This window comes from Pseudoalteromonas sp. SG43-8 (assembly GCF_014164245.1).
Classification (GTDB): domain Bacteria; phylum Pseudomonadota; class Gammaproteobacteria; order Enterobacterales; family Alteromonadaceae; genus Pseudoalteromonas; species Pseudoalteromonas distincta.
The window spans coordinates 29,397-53,152 of the sequence record NZ_JACJEX010000010.1; the positions used below are offsets into that span (position 1 = coordinate 29,397).

24 protein-coding genes and 1 tRNA gene are annotated in these 23,756 nt (G+C 39.3%); 12 read left to right on the plus strand and 13 right to left on the minus strand.

Going from position 1 to position 23,756, the window contains the following annotated elements; all coding sequences use genetic code 11:
- Positions 1-157: 157 nt before the first annotated feature.
- Entirely contained in the window at positions 158-967 is an 810-nt protein-coding gene (locus tag H5122_RS15540) for an ABC transporter substrate-binding protein (RefSeq protein WP_182671447.1), read from the plus strand.
- Between the two features lie 53 nt (positions 968-1,020).
- Here the strand turns inward: H5122_RS15540 and suhB are convergent, their stop codons facing one another.
- On the minus strand, positions 1,021-1,824 hold the full coding sequence (gene suhB / locus H5122_RS15545) for an inositol-1-monophosphatase (RefSeq protein ID WP_002957826.1): 804 nt from the start codon (positions 1,822-1,824) through the stop codon (positions 1,021-1,023).
- Between the two features lie 243 nt (positions 1,825-2,067).
- Here suhB and H5122_RS15550 point away from each other — a divergent pair, with 243 nt between their 5' ends.
- Positions 2,068-2,484, plus strand: a complete 417-nt coding sequence (locus H5122_RS15550) for a VOC family protein (RefSeq protein ID WP_182682573.1) — start codon at positions 2,068-2,070, stop codon at positions 2,482-2,484.
- 38 nt (positions 2,485-2,522) lie between these two features.
- On the opposite strand, the gene H5122_RS15555 is transcribed toward H5122_RS15550, so the two are convergent.
- Positions 2,523-3,191: a LiaF domain-containing protein gene (locus H5122_RS15555; RefSeq protein WP_039488234.1), complete on the minus strand. Its 669-nt coding sequence runs from the start codon at positions 3,189-3,191 to the stop codon at positions 2,523-2,525.
- A 328-nt stretch (positions 3,192-3,519) separates the two neighbouring features.
- Here H5122_RS15555 and H5122_RS15560 point away from each other — a divergent pair, with 328 nt between their 5' ends.
- From H5122_RS15560 to H5122_RS15575, 4 genes are all read left to right on the plus strand, one after another.
- Positions 3,520-4,086, plus strand: coding sequence for a BON domain-containing protein (locus tag H5122_RS15560; RefSeq protein ID WP_024597541.1), 567 nt, complete (start codon positions 3,520-3,522; stop codon positions 4,084-4,086).
- 72 nt (positions 4,087-4,158) lie between these two features.
- Positions 4,159-4,317, plus strand: coding sequence for a YqaE/Pmp3 family membrane protein (locus tag H5122_RS15565; RefSeq protein WP_002957822.1), 159 nt, complete (start codon positions 4,159-4,161; stop codon positions 4,315-4,317).
- Between the two features lie 391 nt (positions 4,318-4,708).
- Positions 4,709-5,206 (plus strand): hypothetical protein, encoded by a 498-nt coding sequence (locus H5122_RS15570; protein ID WP_259395783.1) that lies wholly within the window; start codon positions 4,709-4,711, stop codon positions 5,204-5,206.
- Positions 5,207-5,459: 253 nt separating this feature from the next.
- Positions 5,460-5,536 (plus strand) — tRNA-Ile (locus H5122_RS15575).
- Between the two features lie 309 nt (positions 5,537-5,845).
- Here the strand turns inward: H5122_RS15575 and H5122_RS15580 are convergent.
- Positions 5,846-6,175, minus strand: a complete 330-nt coding sequence (locus H5122_RS15580; RefSeq protein ID WP_002957818.1) for a 5-carboxymethyl-2-hydroxymuconate Delta-isomerase — start codon at positions 6,173-6,175, stop codon at positions 5,846-5,848.
- 207 nt (positions 6,176-6,382) lie between these two features.
- On the opposite strand from H5122_RS15580, the gene H5122_RS15585 reads away from it, so the two are divergent.
- The 6 genes from H5122_RS15585 (at position 6,383) to H5122_RS15610 (ending at position 11,436) form a co-directional block, all read left to right on the plus strand.
- Complete coding sequence (locus H5122_RS15585; RefSeq protein WP_002957817.1) at positions 6,383-6,868, plus strand: CreA family protein; 486 nt, start codon at positions 6,383-6,385, stop codon at positions 6,866-6,868.
- Between the two features lie 47 nt (positions 6,869-6,915).
- On the plus strand, positions 6,916-7,689 hold the full coding sequence (locus H5122_RS15590; RefSeq protein WP_002957816.1) for a hypothetical protein: 774 nt from the start codon (positions 6,916-6,918) through the stop codon (positions 7,687-7,689).
- Between the two features lie 11 nt (positions 7,690-7,700).
- The gene (locus H5122_RS15595; protein ID WP_182682572.1) at positions 7,701-8,339 is read left to right on the plus strand and encodes a LysE family transporter; all 639 of its coding nucleotides are present in this window, start codon (positions 7,701-7,703) and stop codon (positions 8,337-8,339) included.
- 27 nt (positions 8,340-8,366) lie between these two features.
- On the plus strand, positions 8,367-8,861 hold the full coding sequence (locus H5122_RS15600) for a gamma-glutamylcyclotransferase family protein (protein WP_182682571.1): 495 nt from the start codon (positions 8,367-8,369) through the stop codon (positions 8,859-8,861).
- 15 nt (positions 8,862-8,876) lie between these two features.
- On the plus strand, positions 8,877-10,418 hold the full coding sequence (locus H5122_RS15605; RefSeq protein ID WP_182712999.1) for a serine hydrolase: 1,542 nt from the start codon (positions 8,877-8,879) through the stop codon (positions 10,416-10,418).
- A gap of 100 nt (positions 10,419-10,518) precedes the next feature.
- Complete coding sequence (locus H5122_RS15610; RefSeq protein WP_182682569.1) at positions 10,519-11,436, plus strand: histone deacetylase family protein; 918 nt, start codon at positions 10,519-10,521, stop codon at positions 11,434-11,436.
- A gap of 13 nt (positions 11,437-11,449) precedes the next feature.
- On the opposite strand, the gene H5122_RS15615 is transcribed toward H5122_RS15610, so the two are convergent.
- From H5122_RS15615 to rpoD, 10 genes are all read right to left on the minus strand, one after another.
- Positions 11,450-11,743, minus strand: a complete 294-nt coding sequence (locus H5122_RS15615; RefSeq protein ID WP_182682568.1) for a hypothetical protein — start codon at positions 11,741-11,743, stop codon at positions 11,450-11,452.
- Between the two features lie 6 nt (positions 11,744-11,749).
- Positions 11,750-12,559, minus strand: a complete 810-nt coding sequence (locus H5122_RS15620) for a DUF2797 domain-containing protein (protein WP_024597548.1) — start codon at positions 12,557-12,559, stop codon at positions 11,750-11,752.
- 22 nt (positions 12,560-12,581) lie between these two features.
- Complete coding sequence (locus tag H5122_RS15625; protein WP_182682567.1) at positions 12,582-15,122, minus strand: EAL domain-containing protein; 2,541 nt, start codon at positions 15,120-15,122, stop codon at positions 12,582-12,584.
- Between the two features lie 112 nt (positions 15,123-15,234).
- The gene (gene purD / locus H5122_RS15630; RefSeq protein ID WP_165744701.1) at positions 15,235-16,518 is read right to left on the minus strand and encodes a phosphoribosylamine--glycine ligase; all 1,284 of its coding nucleotides are present in this window, start codon (positions 16,516-16,518) and stop codon (positions 15,235-15,237) included.
- A 15-nt stretch (positions 16,519-16,533) separates the two neighbouring features.
- Positions 16,534-17,355 carry a class I SAM-dependent methyltransferase gene (locus H5122_RS15635; RefSeq protein WP_182682566.1) on the minus strand — a complete coding sequence of 274 codons (822 nt, stop codon included), beginning with the start codon at positions 17,353-17,355 and terminating at the stop codon, positions 16,534-16,536.
- Between the two features lie 106 nt (positions 17,356-17,461).
- A complete protein-coding gene (gene purH, locus H5122_RS15640) occupies positions 17,462-19,048 on the minus strand; it encodes a bifunctional phosphoribosylaminoimidazolecarboxamide formyltransferase/IMP cyclohydrolase (RefSeq protein ID WP_182682565.1) in 1,587 nt (528 codons plus the stop codon).
- A 325-nt stretch (positions 19,049-19,373) separates the two neighbouring features.
- Positions 19,374-19,664 (minus strand): DNA-binding transcriptional regulator Fis, encoded by a 291-nt coding sequence (gene fis / locus H5122_RS15645; protein ID WP_002957804.1) that lies wholly within the window; start codon positions 19,662-19,664, stop codon positions 19,374-19,376.
- 19 nt (positions 19,665-19,683) lie between these two features.
- Positions 19,684-20,655 carry a tRNA dihydrouridine synthase DusB gene (dusB, locus tag H5122_RS15650; RefSeq protein WP_024603689.1) on the minus strand — a complete coding sequence of 324 codons (972 nt, stop codon included), beginning with the start codon at positions 20,653-20,655 and terminating at the stop codon, positions 19,684-19,686.
- Positions 20,656-20,937: 282 nt separating this feature from the next.
- Entirely contained in the window at positions 20,938-21,819 is an 882-nt protein-coding gene (prmA, locus tag H5122_RS15655) for a 50S ribosomal protein L11 methyltransferase (RefSeq protein WP_002957801.1), read from the minus strand.
- Between the two features lie 67 nt (positions 21,820-21,886).
- The gene (gene rpoD / locus H5122_RS15660) at positions 21,887-23,737 is read right to left on the minus strand and encodes an RNA polymerase sigma factor RpoD (RefSeq protein ID WP_002957800.1); all 1,851 of its coding nucleotides are present in this window, start codon (positions 23,735-23,737) and stop codon (positions 21,887-21,889) included.
- Positions 23,738-23,756 lie beyond the last annotated feature (19 nt).

Here is a 23,756-nt window from a genome sequence, read left to right on the forward strand (position 1 = left end):
TAAGATAAGTATGAATAGTGCGGTTATTAATAAGTACAGTTACATAATATCGTCATCTTTTATTTAGGCGCTGGAAGCTGTTTAGCTTAAATAACGCGATAATTTAAACTATCAATAATAACTGTTAAAACTACCGATAATAACTAGGGTGATAATTATGTTGCCATTAAAGTATTTGATTAACGTAGTAAGTTTGTTTGTATGCAGCGCTTTAGCGAGTGAGGTAAATATCGTAAATGTAGCGCAGGAGCAGCGTGTGCAATATGCTCGTGACGACTACCTTAACGAGCTATTAGAAAAAGCACTGGTGAGCGCACAATACCCTGCAGAGATTAACCCCGTTTTAATTCATCCCCATCAACAACGTACTTTAATAGCACTAGATACAAAAAATTTAGATTTATACTGGAGTATGAGCAGCCCCGAAAGAGAGTCTTTAGCTATTGCGATTAAAATCCCATTATTTAAAGGCTACATAGGTAAAAGGGCACTATTAACAAGTAAGAACAGCATTGCTAGATTTAAAGGTATTACTAGCTTAGAGCAGTTAGGTAGGCTTTCTGCGGTACAAGGTCATGATTGGCCTGATACAAAAATAATGGCGTTTAATGGCCTGCATATAAGGCCGTTTGCAAATTATCAGGCTATGTTTGCCTTAACAAGTGCAGGGCGTATTGATTACTTCCCACGTTCATTTATCGAGGTTAATTCAGAGCTAGCGGCAAATAAACAAAGTAACCTAGTGATAGTACCTAATTTATATATGAGTTATCCAACAGGGTTTTATTATTTTGTATCAAATAGTAAGCCAGAGCTTGCAGTGGCAATTAAAAAAGGGCTTGAGATAATGCAAAAAAATGGCGAGTTTGATGCTTTATTTGATGAATATTTCGCAAAAGATTTAAACTCGTTACCTTATGAAAAAGGTAAAACAGTAGAGTTGAAGCTAGATAACCCTTATTTTTAGGCACAAAAAAAGGAGCCTGGGCTCCTTTTTAGTATGCTATTAATAGCATTTAATTAGCGAAGTAACGACTCAGTTAATACTGGACGAATTTCGCGAATAATTGCTTGAGTCAGTTTTGGTGAACCACAGATAATATTGCCGCTGTGGTTATAGTTATTACCACCGGCGAAATCTACAACCATACCGCCCGCTTCTTTAACCATAAGTTCGCCTGCAGCAGAGTTCCAAGGTTTTAAACCAATTTCAAAAAATCCATCAACACGGCCAGCTGCAACGTATGCCATATCTAAAGCAGAACAACCTGCACGGCGAATATCAGCAGTGTGTACAAATAATGCTTTAAACGCTTCAGTGTATGCATCCATGTGGTTTTTGTTTTTAAACGGGAAACCAGTAGCAAGTACAGTGCCTGCAAGAACCGTAGTTTTGCTAACGCGTAGACGTTTACTGTTTAACTGAGTGCCTTGACCGCGAGATGCAGTGAAAAGCTCACCGCGAATTGGATCATAAATAACAGCTTGGTCTAAACGACCTTTAACTTTAAGTGCGATAGAAACCGCGTAATGAGGGATACCTTTGATGAAGTTAGTTGTTCCATCGATAGGATCTACAATCCATTGGTAATCATCATCCTTGCCTTTATGCTCACCTAGTTCTTCACCAACAATTGAGTGAGTAGGGTAAGACTGTAAAATAGTGTCACGAATTACGGCTTCGGCTTCTTTATCAATGTTAGTTACTAAGTCGTTAGCGCCTTTTTGTTGCACTTCAACTTTTGATAAATCTTCACTTGCGCGAAGTAAAATTTTGCCTGCGTTGCGCGCAGCGCGAACCGCAATGTTTAACATTGGATGCATGGTATTACCTTTGGGTTGTAAAAGAACGTTTATATATTTCAGCCGGCGTATTTTAGCGACTTTTGCCATAAAGTAAACAATAAACCCCAAATACTTGTGTTTGTTTTTTATACAAGATTGAAAAGTGTATATATTTTTAAAAAATAATTATCTGCATTTAAATAAATTAATTTTAAATAACACTTTACCTAAAGTTAACTTGAGGTTTTATCGTGCTCCTAACTTAACTGATAGGATAACATTATGTATTTAGAGCACGTAAACTTAGTCGCGAGTGATATAGATAGTATGCTTACATTTTATCGCGCTGTATTTCCACATTGGTCGATTAGAAGTGAGGGCAGAGGCGATTGGCATGGTAAACCAAGACGCTGGGTACACTTTGGAGATGACACGCATTACATTGCGATAAGCAGTCATGGTGAAGGTGAAAACAGAAACTTATCGGGCCATCAAATTGGTTTTGCACACTTTGCTTATGTAACTAATAATTTAAGCGCAGTAGTAATGCGCTTAAATAAAGTGGGTTTTACTCTAAGCAAGCAAGGTAACGAGAATCCTTTCAGAAAGAATGTCTACTTTATTGATCCTGCAGGGTTTGAAGTTGAGTTTGTAGAGTATTTAAGTGATATACCAAGCGAGCGAAATAACGATTTATAATAAAATACTAAGCAGCACGCTAAAGTGCTGCTACTCAATTATAGTGAGCGATTATTATTACCCGTGCCAAACTGGGTTTTTAGCTCATTTGCAAAACTTATAAATTTTTCTTTAATTGTGCGCTTTATTTTCACCTCAACCGAGCCCATTACTGCCTTTCCTTCAATATGAATTGTAGGGCCTTGGCGTTTGTTAAGCGACACAGATTTATTTTCAAGGCTACTTAAAATACAAAACATTTTAGACACTACATTGACATGCTCTGGTACGTAAATTTCATCGCTACCAAAAATACAGTTAACGTGAATAGTTACATTTTGATGCGCAAAAATAGCATCGGTAAAATCAAGCACCACCGATCCCATAAAGTTACTCAAATATATATTTTTTGGCACAACCCACTGACCACTTCGCTCGTTAGATCCTAAAATACTGCGTAATGTAAAATCATCATCACTGTTTTGCTGTGCACTATAATGTGGTGTAAATTGCGATTGTTTTTCTGCTTTATATTGCTGATCGGTATTAAGTGTTAAGTCTTCTACTAAGGCTAGCAGAGCTTCGTTATTAGGTGCATCCATCGCATTATCTAAACGTCTTTCGAATGCATCAACAGAAATAACACCATGACTGTAATTATAAATTAATTGATCAATCACTTGTTCGCGTACTTGCTCTATTGGGCGGTCTTCAACTTTTACAGACATGAGTTATTCCTTATTATATTTACTATTGATACTGCTCTTGTAGTTAGGCTGCAAACCGCGTACCAAATATAATTTCATTAATTATCAATTGGTTATTTTTTAACGGTGTTTTTTGTTTTGTTATATTAACGATAGATTAACCAAAAGAGCAATTATCTAGCTATTTTCACTATTTGAGAAAGTTTTACCGAGTAGCCTGTAAATAGTTACACAAACATAGATAAGGTTTTATCATTTAATTAATTCAAGTCTTTGAATTTTAAGTGTAAATAAAGTTGGCCTGAAGCTCGCATTAGTTAAAGTGTCTTTAATCAAAAGGAGAAAGATTATGAAAACATTTAACAAATCTATTATCGCAGCTCTAGTTCTTGGTACTACGGCTATGGGTGCCCAAGCAAACAGCTGGGAAAACGAAAGTAAAGATGCTTGGATTGATGGTAAGGCAGAAACCGTTCTACTTATGAACACTAATCTAAACAACTTTGACATTAACACTGATGTAAAAAATGGCAAGGTAGTACTTACAGGTAAAGTTAATAGCGAACTCGATAAAGAGCTAGCAGAAGAACTTGTACTTAGCCTAGATGGTGTAACTGATGTTGATAACAGCCTTACTGTTGTTAAAAGCATGGACACCGAAGATAAAAGCAACGACATGATGGACGATGATGATAACGACCTAACGGACGCTAAAATCACCACTGTAATCACAACTCGCTTCCTGTTTGACTCAGAAGTAGGTGGTACAGACATTGATGTTGATACCGACAACGGTGTGGTAACTCTGAATGGCTCTGTAGAGTCTGAAGCTGAAAAGCAACTAGCAGTTAAAATTGCTAAAAATGCTGAAGATGTTCGCGACGTAGTTGATAAACTAGCTATTGTTGCTGAATAATACAGTATAGTTAAGGCCCAGTAATACTGGGCTTTAAGTCTTTTCAATGTTTAATTTAAATGGAGTTTGATCATGGATATTATTCGTATAATACTTTCGGTTTTATTACCGCCATTAGGTGTGTTTTTGCAAGTTGGCTTAGGTATGCATTTTTGGTTAAATATTCTATTAACACTGCTAGGTTATTTCCCAGGGTTAATACATGCAATCTACATTATTGCGAAAAAATAATGACAGATTATATATTGTGTAAGCCGACTACTGAGGTTTAGCTAAATACTTTAGTACCGATCGGCTCACAATATTAGTTTTTAAAGAATTTTTAGATAGTTTTTAGATAGTTTTTTAGGTTAAATCCAATTTTTAACGCCCTTCAACCCATTGATTTACTTCCTTAACTCTCTCCCAATATTATTTTAAAACTATACTTATTGTTTACTAATAAGCTTTCCAGCTAACAGCCGCGCTCAGATTCTGACTTGATGCCATTTAGGAAATCTTCAACATTAGTGTGTTTATACATCTATAATATACAATCAAATACTTTATTATTTAGTGACAATATTACCTTCACTTCTAGTGTTATCATTAAACTAGGTTTTAGGCATATTGAGGCAGTTAATTGAATATTCGACTTATAATGTCAGGCGTTGTGTCTTTCGTTTTTTATTTTAGTTGGGCCTACTGGGCAAATAGTGCGGCAGACATTGCTAAATCGGTTACGCTTCAAGCTGCATTAGTGCAAGGTTTGTATAGTGGATTTGTAACGCTGTTTTTTACCTTTATTTTAGAAATGGTCGTCAACAAGTATAAGTTTAGTTATGTAACGCTTGCGTTTGTAACTCCAATTATTTGTATGTTTCATTCTAAAACACCACAAAACGTAGCAATACGACAAAGCTTCAATAATGCAATTAACTCTAGCGCCTCGTATTTAAGTAACAAAAAAATAGCAGGTGTACTTTTTGCGCCTATTATTCCGATTACTGTTCAATCGAGCTTAGTGATTATGGTGAATGTAATTAATCAGACACCTAATTTGGCACTTACAGTAGCCCCAAGCATATTTTTTACAGCCTTGTATGCCTACACATATATGTCAGCTTTGCTTAAAAAGTAGAGGGTTAAATATAAAAGACTATATGGGATAGGTTTTGTTTATAATTTAATACAGTGAATAGCACGGTAAATACTTTACATTTTATGTTTATGCCCACTTAAAAGATTACTATTTAAGCAGTTAGCTTGTTGATTGTTAAAATAAAGGTTTTTGGTAGTGACAAGCACCTAAAAAGTTTTTATACTGCAACCCGCTTTAGTCGCTCTGTGACTGAACGCTTAAAAAATTAACTGCCTGGCAGTTATATAAAGTTGGCCCCTTAGCTCAGTTGGTTAGAGCACACGACTCATAATCGTTAGGTCCCCAGTTCGAGTCTGGGAGGGGCCACCACTTTTACAAATTTCCCAAGTAAATACCTATCCAAATTATTTAAAGCTACATTAATTTAATATTGTGTAATTTTTATTCTTTAGTTACCCCTAATAATAAACGTAATCTAAATAAAATTAATCCATAGATTAAGCTAAGCTTTCTTAAATTTGAAATAGTGCGAATGCACTATTAAATTCCAGCGTTAGATCAGATGCTTTGCTTTATAAGTGACAGTGTTCAGCATTTAATTTCAGAAGACAAAAAGCCCCTATTGGGGCTTTTTACTTACTAGTGTTTACTTTTATTGCTCAAAACTACAAGAGTTAACTAATTTTTACGGTATATCTCATGCTCAATATCGTAAATATTTACGCTTAGACTGTCTGATGCTCTGCAATATGTTTTTAAACATGAAAGTAGTAGTTCGCTTAACATTTGTTTTTGCTCAATTGAGCGCCCTGCCAAAATATGTACCGCGATATGTATAAACCCTGATTTTCCTGCGCCAAGTTGATATTGCTGATAAGCAATAGCACGTGTTTTTATGGTTTCTAATTCAAACAAGTTACTTTCGAAAGCGGTTGTATGAATTTTTTCTACCAATACTTGAGGTAAAACGGGGAGGTCTTCTGAGTGTTCAATAATAATGTGCGGCATTTAGGCGTTTCCTATTATGAGTTACTGCATGAGCGAGAGGTAATTGTATCAAATACAAGAGGGGTCGCTAAACCCTGAGCTATCTAAAATCTTTACTTTAAACTAATTTAGTCGTATTTATTTTTGATGTTAGTATAAAAACAAACAGGTGAACCTTCGCTTAGTAATTTATCTACTAAGTTACCTATATATTCATTAAGGATAAGTATGAAATTACCACAAAAATTTAAACGTTTAGCTTTACTTGCAGGTGCAATTGTTACGTTAAGTGCTTGCTCTGACGATGTTGCGTCGGTAAGCCTTGGGTTATTTACAACTAAAGATGTTGTGGTGAATTCGCAGCAAGATCCTATTGTTGAGGGCGTTACTTGTCATATTAGTCACATAGAGGCTAATTTGGACTTTTCTGATCCCTCTGATATGTCTATAGCGTGTCGTCAAACGGGGCCTATTACAGCGCAGCAGCTACAAAAAATAGACCGTAGCAAGTCGGGCGAGGTGATTTTTAAATCATCTAAAAGTATATTATTTAAATCACTAAAAGTGCGTCGTATTTACGATGCTGAAAATCGTACTTTATTGTACTTATCGTACTCAACTAAAGAGTCCAGTGGAAGCCACCACCATGCGCTATCAACAGTGCCGCTATACAATACTCAAGCGTGGGACTGGGCGCTTACACAAAAAGACTAAGTTAGCACCTACGTAAGCACCTAAACTAAAACCTAAAAGAGCACACTATGTTAGCTTTATTTAAATCAAAGCCATTATTAGAGCAGCAAGAACAGCAATGGCTTATTGATACATTTATTTGGGCTGTAGAAAACTTTGATGCTGAGTTTTTTACAAAGCACACTCAAATAATACTGCCAACGGCCACTTTTTTCCCTGATTCGGTATCGAGCATTGAAGAAATGGCGAGTAATGTTTTTAACCGCGTTACTAATTACGCGGGTATGAACGCATGGCCTATCCAGCTAGTTGCACCGCAGCAATTACAACCGCAAGTTTTTCCACACTTTGAATTTAGCAATGAAATACGTGGCGAAGGCAGCCATCTAATTGTGCCGCCAAGCCATACGATTAATATTTCTTTTAATCCTAATCAGATTAATCAGCCACAAGATTTAGTGGCAAGTTATGCAGGTACTCTAGCTACCATACTTATACATCACGTTGGGGTGCTGCCGCCTGGTGGTAGGGAGTATTTACCACAAGCTGCTGATGCACTTGCTTGTTTTTTAGGGTTTGGTGTGATGATGAGTAATACGGTGTATCAGTTTAAAGGCGGGTGTGGCTCTTGCTATAACCCATACGCTAACCGTGAAGCTAAGTTAAGTGAAACGCATACGGTATTTATGCATGCCCTAATTAGTTACTTTAAAAACGATAAAGTGTCTAAAAAGCATTTAAAGCCGCATTTACGTGGCCAGTTTAAAAAAGCACAAAAAGAAATTAAAGCATTGGTAAATAACTCGGCCAACCCGCTGTTATTAGCTTATTCGCCAAACTAGCAAGGATCTGCGTGGAATACTTAGATGAATTTTTACTGATTGTTATTGCTCATTTTTTTGCAGTAGCAAGCCCAGGGCCTGACTTTGCCGTAGTACTTAAGCAAAGTGTGCAACTAGGAAGGCGCAATGCATTGTGGACAAGCGCAGGTGTTGGCGCTGCTATTTTACTGCACGTTGCCTATTGCGTTTTAGGTGTTGCGCTTATTTTAACGCAATCGCCTAGTTTATTTATGGCGCTCAAGTACCTTGCTGGTGCATATTTAGCTTACTTAGGCGTACAAGCTCTTAGAGCTGCAAAACCGCCTGAAAGTAATGAAGGCGAGGCTGTAAAAGATGTTGAAAACAAAACCGTTCAAGAGGAACCCGTTTGGGTGGCTTTTAGGCGCGGCTTTTTCACCAATGCATTAAACCCAAAAGCCACGTTATTTTTTATGTCGTTATTTACACTCGTGATTAGCCCAACAACACCTACTAGCGTACAGGTCGGCTACGGCGTGTACATGGCATTGGCTACTTGGGCGTGGTTTTCAATGCTTTCAATGATGCTTTCTCGCGATAATGTAAGGGGCTTTTTCCAACAACGCGGTTATTGGTTTGACCGTGGAATTGGCATTATTTTAATTGCACTTGCAGTACGTGTTGTTATTTAACTTATTCAAAAAGCGCAGGAGATAAAAATGCCGCTATATAATTTTTCGTTTGGTTCTAATATGTCATCTAACCGTTTGTTAGCGCGCTTGCCCAATGTAAAGCGTGTAGGAACTGCGATACTTAAAGGCTACGAGCTTACTTTTGATATGCTATTTAAAGATGGCTCAGGTAAATGCAGTATTTGTCCGAGCGATAAAGAAGATGCATTGGTTTACGGCGTTATTTATGAGCTCAATGAAGAAGAAAAAGCTATTTTAGACAGTATTGAGGGCATAGGTTACGACTGCGTAGATATAGCCCCAATGCTTTTAACGGGTGAGACTGTAGCCGCACATTGTTATATAGCTAATACCCATGACAGCAATGTACTGCCATATGATTGGTACATAAAACACGTTCATCGCGGTTCACTTGAAGCGGGCGTACCAAAAGAATACAGTGATGCCATATTAAATCGCGCACAAAAAAGCGACACCAATCAAGAGCGCGCAGCAATTGAATTTGCAGTTCATCAAAAATAATAAAATAGGATTGATATGAAATTAACCAAACTTGCCGCAATTGCACTATTAGCAGGCTCTACGTTTAGCAGCTGGGCACAAGTTGATACCAACAAAGTTGACGATGTAATTAAAGCGTCAATGGCACGTTTTGACGTACCCGGTATGGCAGTTGCCATTGTTGAAAACGATAAAGTAATATTTGCTAAAGGCTTTGGTGTAACTAATCTCGATACCAACAAAAAAGTAAACAAAGACACTTTATTTGGTATTGTTTCAAACACAAAAGCATTCACTACTGCGGCACTGGCAAAGTTGGTTGATGAAGGTAAATTAAGCTGGGATGACCGCGTAATTGATCATTTACCCGAGTTTAGGTTGTACGATTCGTACGTAACACGCGAAATGCGTATTCGTGACTTATTAAGCCATCGCAGTGGGCTTGGGCTTGGGCAAGGCGATTTAATGATTTGGCCAAGTACCGATAAATCAGTTGATGAAATTTTAGCGGGATTACAGTACTTAAAACCAGCAAGCAGCTTTCGTAGTAAGTACGCTTATAACAACTTGATGTTTGTTACCGCTGGTGAAGTGGTTGCACGTGTGTCGGGTATCAGCTGGAACGATTACATCGAAAAAAATATATTACAGCCGCTGCACATGGATAACTCACGCGCGGGATTTTCACGTATTCCAAAAAGTAATAAAAACTGGGCGACAGGTCATATTCCTATGGATGGCACGCTTCATCCCTTTTTTGTGAACTACCTTGAGGACTTTAGAGGCGCAGGCGCCATTGCTTCAAGTGTAAGCGATATGAGTCAATGGCTACGTACGCAATTAGCAGGCGGTAAAATGCCAAGTGGCGAGCAGCTATTTAGTGAAAAGCAACAAGCGCAAATGTGGCACCCACATATTACATCTATGGCGTCTAAAAGTGCGTTTGAATCGTATCATCAGCAGTTTAGGGGTTATGGGTTAGGCTGGAGCATTGAAGACTACCATGGCTTTAAAAAGCTAGGTCATGGCGGTGGTATTTTAGGAATGGTATCGCAAGTTACTTTATTGCCTGAGAAAAAACTTGGTATTGTTATTTTATCTAATCAACAAGCTTTTGGTGCGCTTTCGGCGGTAACCCATGAAGTACTCGAAGATGCACTTGAGCTTGAAGATAAAGACTGGGTAGAGGATTTAGCTAAAAGCCATTTTGAAGGCAAACAACAAGCGTATGTTAATGCAAAACCAGAAGCCCCCGCTGACTACCAACCACAATTACCAAACATTAATTACACCGGTACATTACACGATGATTGGTACGGCGATGTAATTATTGAGCAGTTAGATGGTAAATTACGCATTGATTTTACCCACACTAAACGCTTGAAAGGCACTCTTGAGCATTACACTGGTAATACATTTATTGTTAAGTGGGATGAAAAATTACTAGAAGCAGATGCGTTTATTCGTTTTGAAATGAGCTCACAAAATCGTGTAAACAGTGCCAAAATGCGTGCGGTATCAACACAAGTGACCGACTTTAGCTTTGACTTTAGAAACCTACATTTAAAAGCAAAATAGCTAATATTGATATTTAAAGTATTGATATAAACCAAAGTCGCAAAGCCACCCATCGGTGGCTTTGCTATATTAAGTTTTTACACCTTGTAAGGGACTTTTTATGCGTACCGCTGTTATTTCTCATCCTCATTGCCGTAAGCATAAAATGATAGACGACCACCCCGAGTGCCCAGAACGTCTAGATGCCATAACAGACCGATTACTTGCCAGCGGCGTAGATGTTGGCTTAACACACCTACAAGCACCCAAGGCCGAGCGTGAGCATTATTTACTTGCTCACGATGAAGCTTTACTTAAACACGTAGAAAATACGCTACCAACAGAAGGGCTCGCTAATTTAGATGGCGATACGTGGCTGTGCCCCGATTCGTTTAAAGCGATTGAGCGGGCAGTAGGTGCAGGATTGTTAGCGGTTGATGAAATACTTGCCGATAAACTCGATGCTGCTTTTTGCTCAGTGCGCCCGCCAGGGCATCACGCTAACAAAAACTCATCATCTGGGTTTTGTGTGTTTAATAACTTAGCTATTGCTGTTAAGTACGCACAAAGCAAAGGGGTTAAGCGCATTGCTATTGCGGATTTTGATGTACACCACGGTAATGGCACGCAAGATATTTTTATTGATGACGAAAATGTACTGCTTTGTTCGTTATTTCAGTATCCGTTTTACCCAAATACAGCGGTTAAAAATAATAGTCATATAGTTAATTCACCTCTGCCAATTGCCAGTAATGGCGACGATTTAAAAGAGGTGTTTACTGGGCAATGGCTACCAAAATTAAAAGCGTTTAAGCCTGACTTACTTTTTATTAGCGCAGGGTTCGATGCTCACCTAGAAGATGATATGGCAAGCTTAAAATTTGTTGAAGATGACTATATTTGGCTTACCGAGCAACTATGTGGTGTGGCTAAAGAGGGCGGTTGCAAAGGGGTTATTTCGTATTTAGAAGGTGGCTATGCGCTATCAGCTTTAGGTCGCAGTGCTGTAGCGCATATAAAAGTGCTTACTGAGGTTTAGATAAAGAGAGTGTTTATAGCCCTAGTAAATCAAACGCCTGCGCTGTGATTAGGGTTTTGACTTTACCAAGGCAGCATTGTCCTTCATTTAATAAGTAAGCTGTAACAAGCTGTGCTAGTTGCTCGCCATTCAATTTAGGGCAAACAGTGCCTTGTAAATTAAGGTAGTCACCTTGCTTGTTAAGTACTCGCACATCGCTTAGCTCACTTTGCGTAACGCTGTGCAAGCACTCTTGTTGCTCTTGTTGGTTATGGGCTATCTCAAGCTCATTATAAATAACCAATAATTGTGGGTAGCTGTTTAACATAGCCCGTTAGCCTACGGTTACTTCATAAGACGTAAATTTACGTATATTAATAACGCCCTTTTCAAAGATTAAGTACTGACCTTTAATACCTTGTAAAACACCACTTACAACAGGGTCTTTGTCAAAGTTAAATGAGCTAATTTTTGTTGGGTATTCGGTTACTGGAAAGTTTAAATCAACCACATCTTCATCAAGTTGCTCTATTGCTGTTGCGCCAAATAATTCACTGAGCTCGTTTAGCTTTTCACTAATTTGTGGTATCAGCTCGGCTGCCGCTGCCTTTAAGTCAATTGCGTCGTTTTGACCTTTTAGCATATTGCGCCAATTAGTTTTGTCGGCAATAAATTCAGCCAATGCAACTTCTACTAAACCAGATTGCAGGCGAGTTTGCACTTTAAAAATAGGTAATGCCTGAGTCGCGCCTTGATCAACCCAGCGAGTCGGTATTTGTGTGTGGCGGGTAATACCTACTTTTAATCCAGAGGTATTAGCGAGATACACATAGTGTGGGATCATGCAGTTTTCTTCGCCCCACTGTGGCTCTCGGCAAGTGCCTTGATCGTAGTGGCAAGTTTCTGGTTTCATAATACACATGTCGCAACTAGCGAGCTTGCGCATGCATACAAAACAGTGACCTTGAGAATAGCTTTTTTTGGTTTTTTTACCGCAGTTAGAACATAAAATAGTGCCACTAAAGGTAAGCGTAAGCTCCTTACCTATAAATGCATTTAAGTCTACTAAGTGTTCACCTACAGGTAAGTGATATTGTACTGGTTCGGTTAAGCTCGATTTTAGTTTACGCAGTGTGCCTTGCATCTTTACTTGGCCCCTAAAGATGTTAAAAAGAGGAGTCTAACATTTTTAAGCTATATTGGCTTTTTAAGAAGTGTAAATAGTCGGTGTAAGGCAGTGCTTTTGCGTATAAATAACCTTGGGCGGAATCAGCGTTCATATCTTTGAGCAAGTGATGGATTTCTTGGGTTTCTACTCCCTCAATTGTTATTGATAAATTGAGGTTATGCGCCATATCAATGGCTGTTTGTACAATAACTTGGTGAGTTGGGTTATTAGGCAAATCAAAAACAAATGACTTATCTATTTTAAGCTCACTAAAGTGATAATTAACTAAGTAGCTAAGTGACGCGTAGCCCGTCCCAAAGTCATCCAGTACCACTTTAATACCTAATGCGGTTAACTCATCAACTAACTTTATAAGTGCATCTTGACTATCTACGAAGGCCGATTCGGTTAGTTCAAATTTAAGTAAGTGTGCCGGCACTTGGTATTTAATTAAAATATTTTCTACTTTTTCGGCTAAATTATTTATGGTTAAGTTTTTAGCACTTAAATTTACGCTAATTGTGTGCTCGTTATAGCCATTTTTTGTAAGCTCAACTATGTCTTTACAGGCTTGCTCTATTACCCACAGTGTTAGCTCGTTAATAATACCTGTGTGTTCAGCAAGTATTATTAGCTCTTCAATTGATAAGTTGCTGTAAGTTGGGTCGGGCCAACGTAATAAAGCTTCAGCACCACTTACGTGGTTACTTAATAAGTTTATTTGAGGTTGGTAATAAAGCGCCAGTTGATTTGTTTTGATTGCTTGTTGCAGCTTAGCGGCTAGAGCAACGTCCATCATCAGATTATTACCGTTTGACGATGACCCAACTTGATTAACGCTACCTTTTGCTTTTTTAAGCGCTAAATAACCACGCTTTAACCAATATTCAAAGTCGTTAGTCTTGCCTGCACTACTAATACCTATACTGTAACTAAGCTGCAGGTTTAGCCCTTTAATTTCATATTGTTTTGGTAGGCTACTAATTATTTTAGTCAGTAGTGCTTCTAGCATTTCTTGGTTTTGTGTTTTTGTAGAAATACAGGCAAATACACCACTGCTTAAATCGGCTAAGCGAGGACTGGTGTTTAAATCTGTTTCGAGGTTTGTAAATTCACGTTCATGGCTGAGTTCTAATTCAAGCTCTTTGGCTATATGCTTTATAAGTGTGTAGCCCTGAGAAGAGGTAATAATTGTATTGAGTGAATTAAAGTGACGTATTTTTATTAAACACAACGTTGTTGAGCGGTTTTGGCTTTGTAGTGCCATAAATGCTTGTTTTAGCTTGGAGCTATTAAGTAATCGTGTTTGTTGTGTATGCGTGGCATGATAAAGCGCACGTTCTCGCTGATACCTTACCCTGTCTGCTAATGCCATCGCCATTAAAATAACTTCACACAAAATAGCGACTAAAAAGGCATGGCGGGTTGCAAAGGTATACGGTAAAACACCAGTGAGTTCCATAGGCTGAATTGCCGCACCAAAAATTAGCGGTATCCATGATAAAACATAAAACTTAGCCCACCTAAAACCACTGCGTAACTTGTTATATATTAAAATAATACAAGTAATATAAAGCAGTACCATTACACCAAAAAATATAGGAGCCGCTATATTTTCAGGAATAAACAAGCTACATACAGCAAGAGTAAACATTAGCCAAAGTAGAGCTATGCTCATTTTGTAACGCCAACATTTATCTTTATGATAGCGCAAAAACATGGTGCAAAAAGCAAGGGTGAAAAAGGCGACCCCATAATTACTAAATACAATTTGTTCGTGAATAAAGAGCTGCCATTGCTTAGGCCATAAATAAAAACCAAAGCCCAGTACTGCACCCATTAGCGTAATAGCGCTGACGATGTAGCCAATATAAATTAAATAAACACGGTCTTTTATACCAAAATAAAGCACCAAGTTGTAAAGCGCAGCCATCAATAGCACGCCTACAAAAATACCCCAGATCCCAGTTTGAGATCGCACTAAGTCAATAAACTCTTTATCACGATACAAGTTTACAGGTGTTTTACTTATGCCGATTGTGTCTATTTTTATTACTAGGCGTTGTGATGATTTTCTTTCTACTAAAAAGCGAATATGCGGTACGCTGTATTCAAACAAAGAGAGGGCTTCTTCTTTATCGCCGAGTTTGTATGTTTCAACTAGTTTGTTATTTTTATCGAGGCGATAAACCGTAAGGTGATCGACCATAGGGTTGTCAAAATGTGCCACAACATTTTGCTTGTTAAGGCTTTTATTTTCTAAATCAAGAAACAACCAATAATTTTGTTGGCTAAAGCTCCATGGAACATCTGAAAATGGTTGATGAGTAAGTAATTCAGGTTGGTTAATGATGGTATCGAATGTTTTAGTTTTGGTTTCGTCAATATAGTAGGCGTAATCGAGGTACATTGGAGCCGTTTTATCAATTGTATATCGTGTAGGCACGACTAAGTTTGATGCCAATGTACTGATTATAAAAAATATAAAAATCAGTATGGCAACAGCAATTGCATGGTAACGTAAAGTTCTTAGTTCCAACGTTAATTTACTTTTAAAAAACCTTTTAATTAGTGTAGCACTAAAAAAGCGCAGGGAAACTGCGCTTTTTTAGTTAAATTAATTGGTTATACCAATGAATAGGTATTATATGCTATTGCTCGCGTGCAATAGCACGGTAAGCTATATCTGTACGATATTCCATACCATCCCAGCTAATTTGTTTAACAAGCTCATAGGCGCGTTGCTGCGCTTGCGTAACAGTGTTACCAAGTGCTGTTGCGCATAATACGCGACCGCCTGCGGTTACAACGTCATTGCCACTTTGTTTAGTACCCGCATGAAACACTTTTTCACCTGCAGGGTAATCCACTTTTAGCCCCGAAATAGCGTCACCTTTAGGGTAATCACCAGGGTAGCCTTTAGCGGCAAGTACAACACCAACTGCTGCGCGTGGGTCAAACTCAATTGTTGTTTTATCAAGTTCTACACGGTTAGCAGCTTCAATCAATTCAACCAAATCTGATTGCAAACGTAGCATCATTGGTTGAGTTTCAGGATCGCCAAAGCGACAATTGTACTCAATTACTTTAGGGGTGCCTGTTTCGTCAATCATTAAACCTGCATATAAAAAGCCGGTGTACGGATGGCCTTCGCTTGCCATGCCTTCTACCGTAGGGTAGATCACTTCGTTCATAATACGCTGGTGGATTTCATCAGTAACAACTGGTGCAGGTGAGTATGCACCCATGCCACCCGTGTTAGGACCCGCATCGCCATTGTAAGCGCGTTTATGATCTTGGCTGGTTGCAAATGGTAATACGTTTTTACCATCAACCATTACGATGAAAGACGCTTCTTCACCGTCTAAAAACTCTTCAATAACAACACGACTTCCCGCATCGCCAAAAGCATTACCCGCAAGCATATCGCGAATCGCTTCTTCGGCATCGGCCTCCGTCATGGCTACAATTACGCCTTTACCCGCAGCCAAACCATCTGCTTTTACAACAATTGGCGCGCCTTTCTCTTTTAAATAAGCAAGGGCAGGCTCAATTTGTTCAAACGTTTGGTAGTCGCCCGTTGGGATTTTATGACGTGCTAAAAAGTCTTTAGTAAACGATTTCGAACCTTCAAGTTGAGCTGCGCCCGCCGTTGGTCCAAAAATAGCCATGTTATGTTCACGAAACTTATCAACAACACCCAGTACTAATGGTATTTCAGGACCTACAATAGTAAGCTCTACCTTATTTTGCTGTGCAAAATTAAGTAAACCATCTAAGTCGTCAACGTTTATTGCTACGTTTTCAAGTTTTGGTTCAAGTGCAGTACCTGCATTACCAGGGGCTACAAATACAGTATTTACTTTGGTGTTTTGAGCGGCTTTAAACGCAAGTGCGTGTTCGCGGCCGCCGCTGCCAATGACTAAAACATTCATGGCGAAAATTCCTATTTAAAGCGGTTTCTTAAATTTCAGCGTCATGCGGTCGCTTTCACCAATGGCTTTATATTTGTCAGCATCTTGTTCGCCGAGTCTTAAGCTTGGTGGTAGCGTCCATACACCTTTAGGGTGATCGGCTGTATCTTTTGGATTTGCATTTATTTCACTGCTTGCTACTAATTCAAACCCAGCTTGTTCAGCAAGGTCTACTACGTAGCTCTGCTTCATATAACCTGATGTTTTTTGATCTTCATCAGCACGCTCTTCAGCTAAACGGTGTTCAACTAAACCTAATGTACCACCTGGTTTAAGGGCTTTATAAAAAGCTTGGAATGCACTTAGTGCACCGCTTTTATCTTTGCCCATATACCAGTTATGTACATTACGAAATGTTAAAACCATATCGGCACTGCCAGCTGGCGCAATATCTAAATGTGTTACAGGTGCAAACTCAGTAATTTTAACGCTACTAAAGCGCTCATCTTCAGCTACTTTTTGTTTAAAGCCTGCAAGAGAGCGTTGGTAGTAGCCAACTGATGAATCAGCAGGAAAGTGCGCGGCATAATAAGTGCCTTGTTCTTTTAATGCTGGCGCTAAAATTTCACTATACCAACCACCACCGGGTGCAATTTCAACAACTGTCATGGTTGGTTTAAAGCCAAAAAATGCAAGTGTTTGAGCTGGGTGACGATATTCATCACGAGCGCTGTTTTTAGCACTGCGTTCGCTTGATTGAAGTGCATGTTCAAGGCTTGATTCGTGGTTATGGCTAAGCGCCATAGTCGATGTCATTGTTAGTGTGGCTACAAGTAGCGATTTTAGCGCAAATTTCATTGTTTGTTCCTTCACATTATAATTTTAAATAGGTTATTGAATAATCAGAATACGTGAATTTATAGCAAACAAAAAGGGTTAAACCAACGTTTAACCCTTTGTGTGATTAGTGGCGGAAATGGCGCATACCAGTTAGTACCATTGCCATGCCAGCTTCATCAGCAGCTGCAATCACTTCTTCATCACGCATTGAGCCACCAGGCTGAATTACCGCTGTAATGCCAGCGGCTGCGGCTGCGTCAATGCCATCACGGAATGGGAAGAATGCGTCAGACGCCATAACTGAACCTTTAACTTCAAGGTTTTCGTCTGCTGCTTTTATACCTGCAATTTTAGCTGAGTATACGCGGCTCATTTGGCCTGCGCCCACACCAATGGTCATACCGTCACGGGCATAAACAATTGCGTTTGATTTAACAAATTTAGCTACTTTCCAGCAAAACAGTAAATCTTTAAGTTCTTGCTCAGAAGGCTGGCGCTTAGAAACAACTTTTAAGTCGCCTTGCGTTACCATGCCTAAGTCGCGGTCTTGAACTAAAATACCGCCGTTAACGCGTTTAATATCTTGGCCTGCGGCTTTACCTGTCCACTGTCCACACTCTAATAGACGCACGTTCTTTTTAGCTTCAACAATTTTTGCAGCGTCGCTCGAAATACTAGGTGCAATAATTACTTCAACAAACTGACGGTCAACAATTGCTTGTGCAGTTGCTGCATCTAGCTCTCGGTTAAAGGCAATAATGCCACCAAATGCTGATGTAGGGTCTGTTTTAAAAGCGCGCTCGTATGCTTGTAGAATATTGCTCCCAATTGAAACACCACACGGATTAGCATGTTTTACAATTACGCACGCAGGTACGTCAAATTCTTTAACACATTCAAGTGCTGCATCGGTATCTGCAATGTTGTTAAACGAAAGGGCCTTACCTTGCAATTGAGTTGCTGTTGCAACTGATGCTTCAGTAATGTCATTTTCAACATAAAAAGCAGCATCTTGATGTGAGTTTTCACCGTAACGCATATCTTGCTTTTTAGTGAACTGCATATTGATAGTACGTGGGAATTTAGTCTCTACAGCAGCTTCCTCGGTGTAATCAGGCACCATTTTACCGAAGTAGTTAGCAATCATGCCATCGTATTGTGCTGTGTGCTCGTAGGCGGCAATCGCTAAATCAAAACGTGTTTTGTACGTTGTTGAACCATTGTTGTTTTGCATTTCGCTAATAACACGGTCGTAGTCGCTCGCGTTTACCACGATTGTTACATCTTTGTGGTTTTTAGCTGCTGCACGAACCATTGTAGGGCCGCCAATATCAATATTTTCAATGGCATCTTCAAGGCTGCAGTTTTCTTGAGCGACTGTATTCGCAAAGGGGTATAAGTTAACTACAACTATGTCGATAGCAGAAATGTTGTTATCTGCCATTACGCTTTCATCTTGTCCGCGACGGGCTAATATGCCGCCGTGAATTTTTGGGTGAAGAGTTTTTACGCGACCATCCATGATTTCAGGGTGGCCTGTGTGATCTGATACTTCAGTCACTTTTATGGCGTTATCAGCAAGTAGTTTACATGTGCCGCCAGTTGATAAAATATCAACGCCTTGCGCTTCAAGTGCGCGGGCAAATTCAACAATACCGGTTTTATCAGACACACTTAATAGTGCGCGACGAATGGGACGATGAGTATCCATTGTAGTTTGATTTCCTCAGTTAATGAGCTAGCTTAGAAGCAGGCATTTTAACTGATTACTACTCAAAAAACGACTTATAAAGGCTCAATAAGCGTGAGCATTTTGCAATTTAGTTAATAAACTGTAGGCATAAAAAAAGCACCCTAAGGTGCTTTTTTTGCATAATACCAGTTGTATTGGATTAGTAAGTAGTAATAACGATAGAAAAACAAGTCTATAACAAGGCAAAAATTTTGCAGTGTAGTTATTCTACATAAAAAACTTTTGACGACGTTATGGGCTTGTTTAGCTCGTTAGAATACTTACGCTTTCAACATAATTGGTATTAGTTCATGCCGTATTTTTTAAGCTTTTTACGTAAAGTACCACGGTTGATACCTAGTAAAATTGCTGCACGAGTTTGGTTACCACGTGTATATGTCATTACTTCTTCAAGTAATGGCGCTTCTAGCTCTGAAAGAACAAGGTCGTAAACGTCTTGCACATCTTGACCGTTAAGCTGCTTTAAATAGTGGTGAACAGCTTTTTTTACTGCATCACGCAATGGCTGCGGTTTCTCGTGTGACTGAACATGAGGGTTAGTGATAAATGGAGAAGTCACGTTTTGTTCGAACATTATTAAGTCTCTTTCTTTCTTAGTTAGCTGCTAGTGTTTTAAAGTATTGCTCTAATGCGACGACCTGTGCCTGTGGGTTGTCGAGCGCATTAAATACTCGCCTAAACTGACCATCACTGTCATGGGTTTGCAAATACCAAGATACATGTTTGCGAGCAATTCGCGCTCCCATTGGCTCACCGTAAAACATATGGAGGTTTGTTAAATGCTCCATTAATATACTGCGCACCTCTGCAATAGCAGGCGGCTGTAAATGTTCCCCAGTTCGCAAATAGTGGTCTATCTCCCTAAATATCCAAGGGCGACCTTGGGCGGCTCGGCCAATCATAATGGCATCTGCACCCGTATAGTCTAAAACCTGTTTTGCTTTTTCTGGTGATGTAATATCACCATTGGCAACAACAGGAATCGACACTGAACGTTTTATATCCCTAATCGTGGCGTACTCAGCATCACCTTTGTACATACATGCGCGCGTACGCCCATGTACAGCAAGTGATGCAATGCCATAACGTTCAGCTATTCTCGCAATCTCTACACCATTACGGTTATCCGGATCCCATCCTGTACGGATTTTAAGTGTTACAGGTATATCTACAGCGTTAACGACTGCATCAATAATCTCTTCCACAAGTTCAGGAAACTGTAATAAGGCAGAGCCTGCGAGTTTCTTGTTCACTTTTTTTGCTGGGCACCCCATATTGATATCTATGATCTGTGCACCATTAGCAACATTGAATTGTGCGGCCTGCGCCATAAGCTCAGGATCTGCTCCTGCAATTTGCACCGCGCGTATACCCGACTCACCGCTGTGATCCATACGGTTCATCGACTTTTCTGTTTTCCAAACCTTAGGATTTGACGATAGCATTTCAGACACAGCTAAGCCCGCACCTAAGCGTCGACAAAGTTGTCTAAATGGTCTGTCTGTAATGCCTGCCATTGGCGCGACAATTACATTATTCTCAAGTTGGTATTTACCGATACGCACTATATTCAATAGGCCTCTTTTCAAGGGGCGCTAAGTTTACGGTTTTTTTCACAAAAATCAAAGGCTATAAATTGAACAAAAGTAACTTTTTTTTGCCCTTTTCGTATTGACATTTGATAACCACATGACAAGTAGGTTGATTTGTTTGAAATTCATACAGATTTTATTTTTTACAAGATAACTAGAAAGTTTTTGGATATGTAAAAAAATAGTAAAGCCTGTTAAATACAGGCTTTACATGCATGTTTTGAGTTAATGCTCTAGATTTGATTGTTCGATTTATTACGCTTTTTTAGTGCCACTTACTCGAGTCCAATCACCTTCAACGGCAATGTCATCTAGTTCAATAAACGGTGCATAAATGTCAGCAACCGATTGCGCTTGTTCTTCTAAAATACCCGACATGGCAATTTTACCACCTGGCTTTAATAACCCTAAAATCACACTATGTAATTCGCGAAGTGGCTGGGCTAAAATATTGGCCACTACTATATCTGCACTAAACTCAGGTTGGTTTTCTGGAAGGTATACTTCGAGTTTGTCTGCAACACCATTTCGATTCGCGTTATCAAGGCTTGCTTCAAGCGCTTGAGGGTCAATATCTATCCCAATCATACGCTCTGCACCTAATTTTATAGCTGCAATACCTAAAATGCCTGAGCCACAACCAAAATCAACAACCGTTTTACCCGTCAGATCTTGGCTTTCTAACCATTTAAGGCACAAGGCCGTTGTTGCATGTGTGCCCGTGCCAAAAGCAAGGCCAGGGTCTAGCAATACATTTACTGCATCAGGGTCAGGAATGTCGCGCCAGCTTGGGCAAATCCATAGTTTTTCGCCAAATTGAATAGGGTGGAAGTTATCCATCCATTCACGTTCCCAGTCTTTATCTTCAAGTTGCTCTATTTTGTATACTAAATTGTCTTTTAGCTCATCATGGCGCTTCAATAACGCAACGACTGCGTTCATATCATGATTAGCTTCGAATAAGCCAATAACTGTGGTATCAGCCCAGAACACAACGGTGCCAATTTTAGGCTCGTAGATAGGGGTGTCTTTTGCGTCAATAAAGGTTACTGAAGCGCTACCCGCTTCCATTAATAGATCGCTTACGGCATCAGCTGTTGCAGCATTGGCATTAATACGAATTTGGATCCAAGCCATGGTTATTTCCTTCAAATAGAAAAAAGGCCGCTATAGCGGCCTTTTTAGTTTATATAGTAGCGCTAAATTATTTAGCGTCTAAAAAGCTTTTCAGTAAATCTGAGCGAGAAGGGTGGCGTAATTTACGCAGTGCTTTCGCTTCTATTTGACGAATACGTTCACGTGTTACGTCAAACTGTTTACCTACTTCTTCTAAGGTGTGGTCGGTATTCATATCAATACCAAAACGCATACGTAGTACTTTAGCTTCACGAGCTGTTAAGCCTGCAAGTACATCGTTAGTTGCGCCACGAAGAGATTCCATTGTTGCCGAATCGATTGGCGAATCAATAGTTGTATCTTCGATAAAGTCACCTAAGTGAGAATCTTCATCATCACCGATTGGTGTTTCCATTGAAATTGGCTCTTTAGCAATCTTAAGTACCTTACGGATTTTATCCTCAGGCATCATCATGCGTTCTGCTAATTCTTCTGGATTTGGCTCACGACCCATTTCTTGTAACATTTGACGAGAGATACGGTTAAGTTTATTAATCGTTTCAATCATATGCACAGGGATACGGATTGTTCTTGCTTGGTCAGCAATAGAGCGTGTGATTGCTTGACGTATCCACCACGTAGCATAAGTAGAGAACTTATAACCACGGCGATATTCAAACTTATCAACCGCTTTCATCAGACCAATGTTACCTTCTTGGATTAAATCTAAGAATTGTAAGCCACGGTTTGTGTATTTTTTAGCAATTGAGATTACAAGACGTAAGTTAGCTTCAACCATTTCTTTTTTCGCACGGCGTGCTTTCGCTTCACCTATACTCATTCGACGGTTGATGTCTTTAATACGCTCAATGCTTAAACCTGTTGTTTGTTCAATAACAGATAATTTATTAATGCTACGAATGATTTCTGGCTTAACTTCTTCAAGTTTAGCTGAATACTTTTCGTTACCTGAAATTTCTAAATCAACCCAAGAAGCGTCAGTTTCGTTATTAGCAAAATGCTTAACGAATGTTTTCTTTGGTAATTTAGCAATTTGAACAGCTTGCTTCATGATTAGGCGTTCTTGAACACGAACACGATCCATCATTTCACGCATGTTATTTACCATGCGGTCAAACTGTTTAGGTATTAATTTAAATGTTCTGAAAAGCTCACCAATTTCAAAAATGGCTGCTTGTGATTCAGGATGCGAACGACCTTTAGCTTCAAACGTATCACGTGCTTTATTATATAAATCACGTAAATTTTCAAAATGAATACGAGCTTCTTCAGGATCTGGCCCTGTGTCTATCTCTTCTTCATCTTCATCATCGCTATCAGCATCATCTTTGTCATCTTTATCGTCGTCCTCAAGTTGCTTAGCACTTAATTCTGAACCGATGTTAGTTGCTGAAATTGGCGCTGTATCTTCATTAGGATCGATAAAGCCAACGATAATATCGCTTAAACGCATTTCTTCAGCTTCAAACTTATCCCACTGCTCTAGTAGGTAAGTGATTGCTTCAGGGTACTCTGCAACAGAAATCTGTACTTGATTAATGCCTTCTTCAATACGTTTAGCGATTACAATTTCGCCTTCGCGTGTAAGAAGTTCAACAGTACCCATTTCACGCATGTACATGCGAACTGGATCCGTTGTACGGCCAATTTCTTTTTCTACAGTCGCAAGGGCTGCAGCGGCAGCTTCAGCTGCGTCTTCGTCTGTCGTTGTTTCTTGCATCATTAATTCATCAGCATCAGGCGCGTTTTCGCTAACCTTGATACCCATGTCATTAATCATGCTTATGATATCTTCTACTTGATCTGAGTCTATAATGTCTTGTGGAAGGTGATCATTTACTTCTGCAAAAGTTAAGTAGCCTTGCTCTTTACCTTTCTGAATCAGAAGTTTTAATTGTGACTGAGGAGTTGGATCCATAGAGATTGTTTCTTCCACT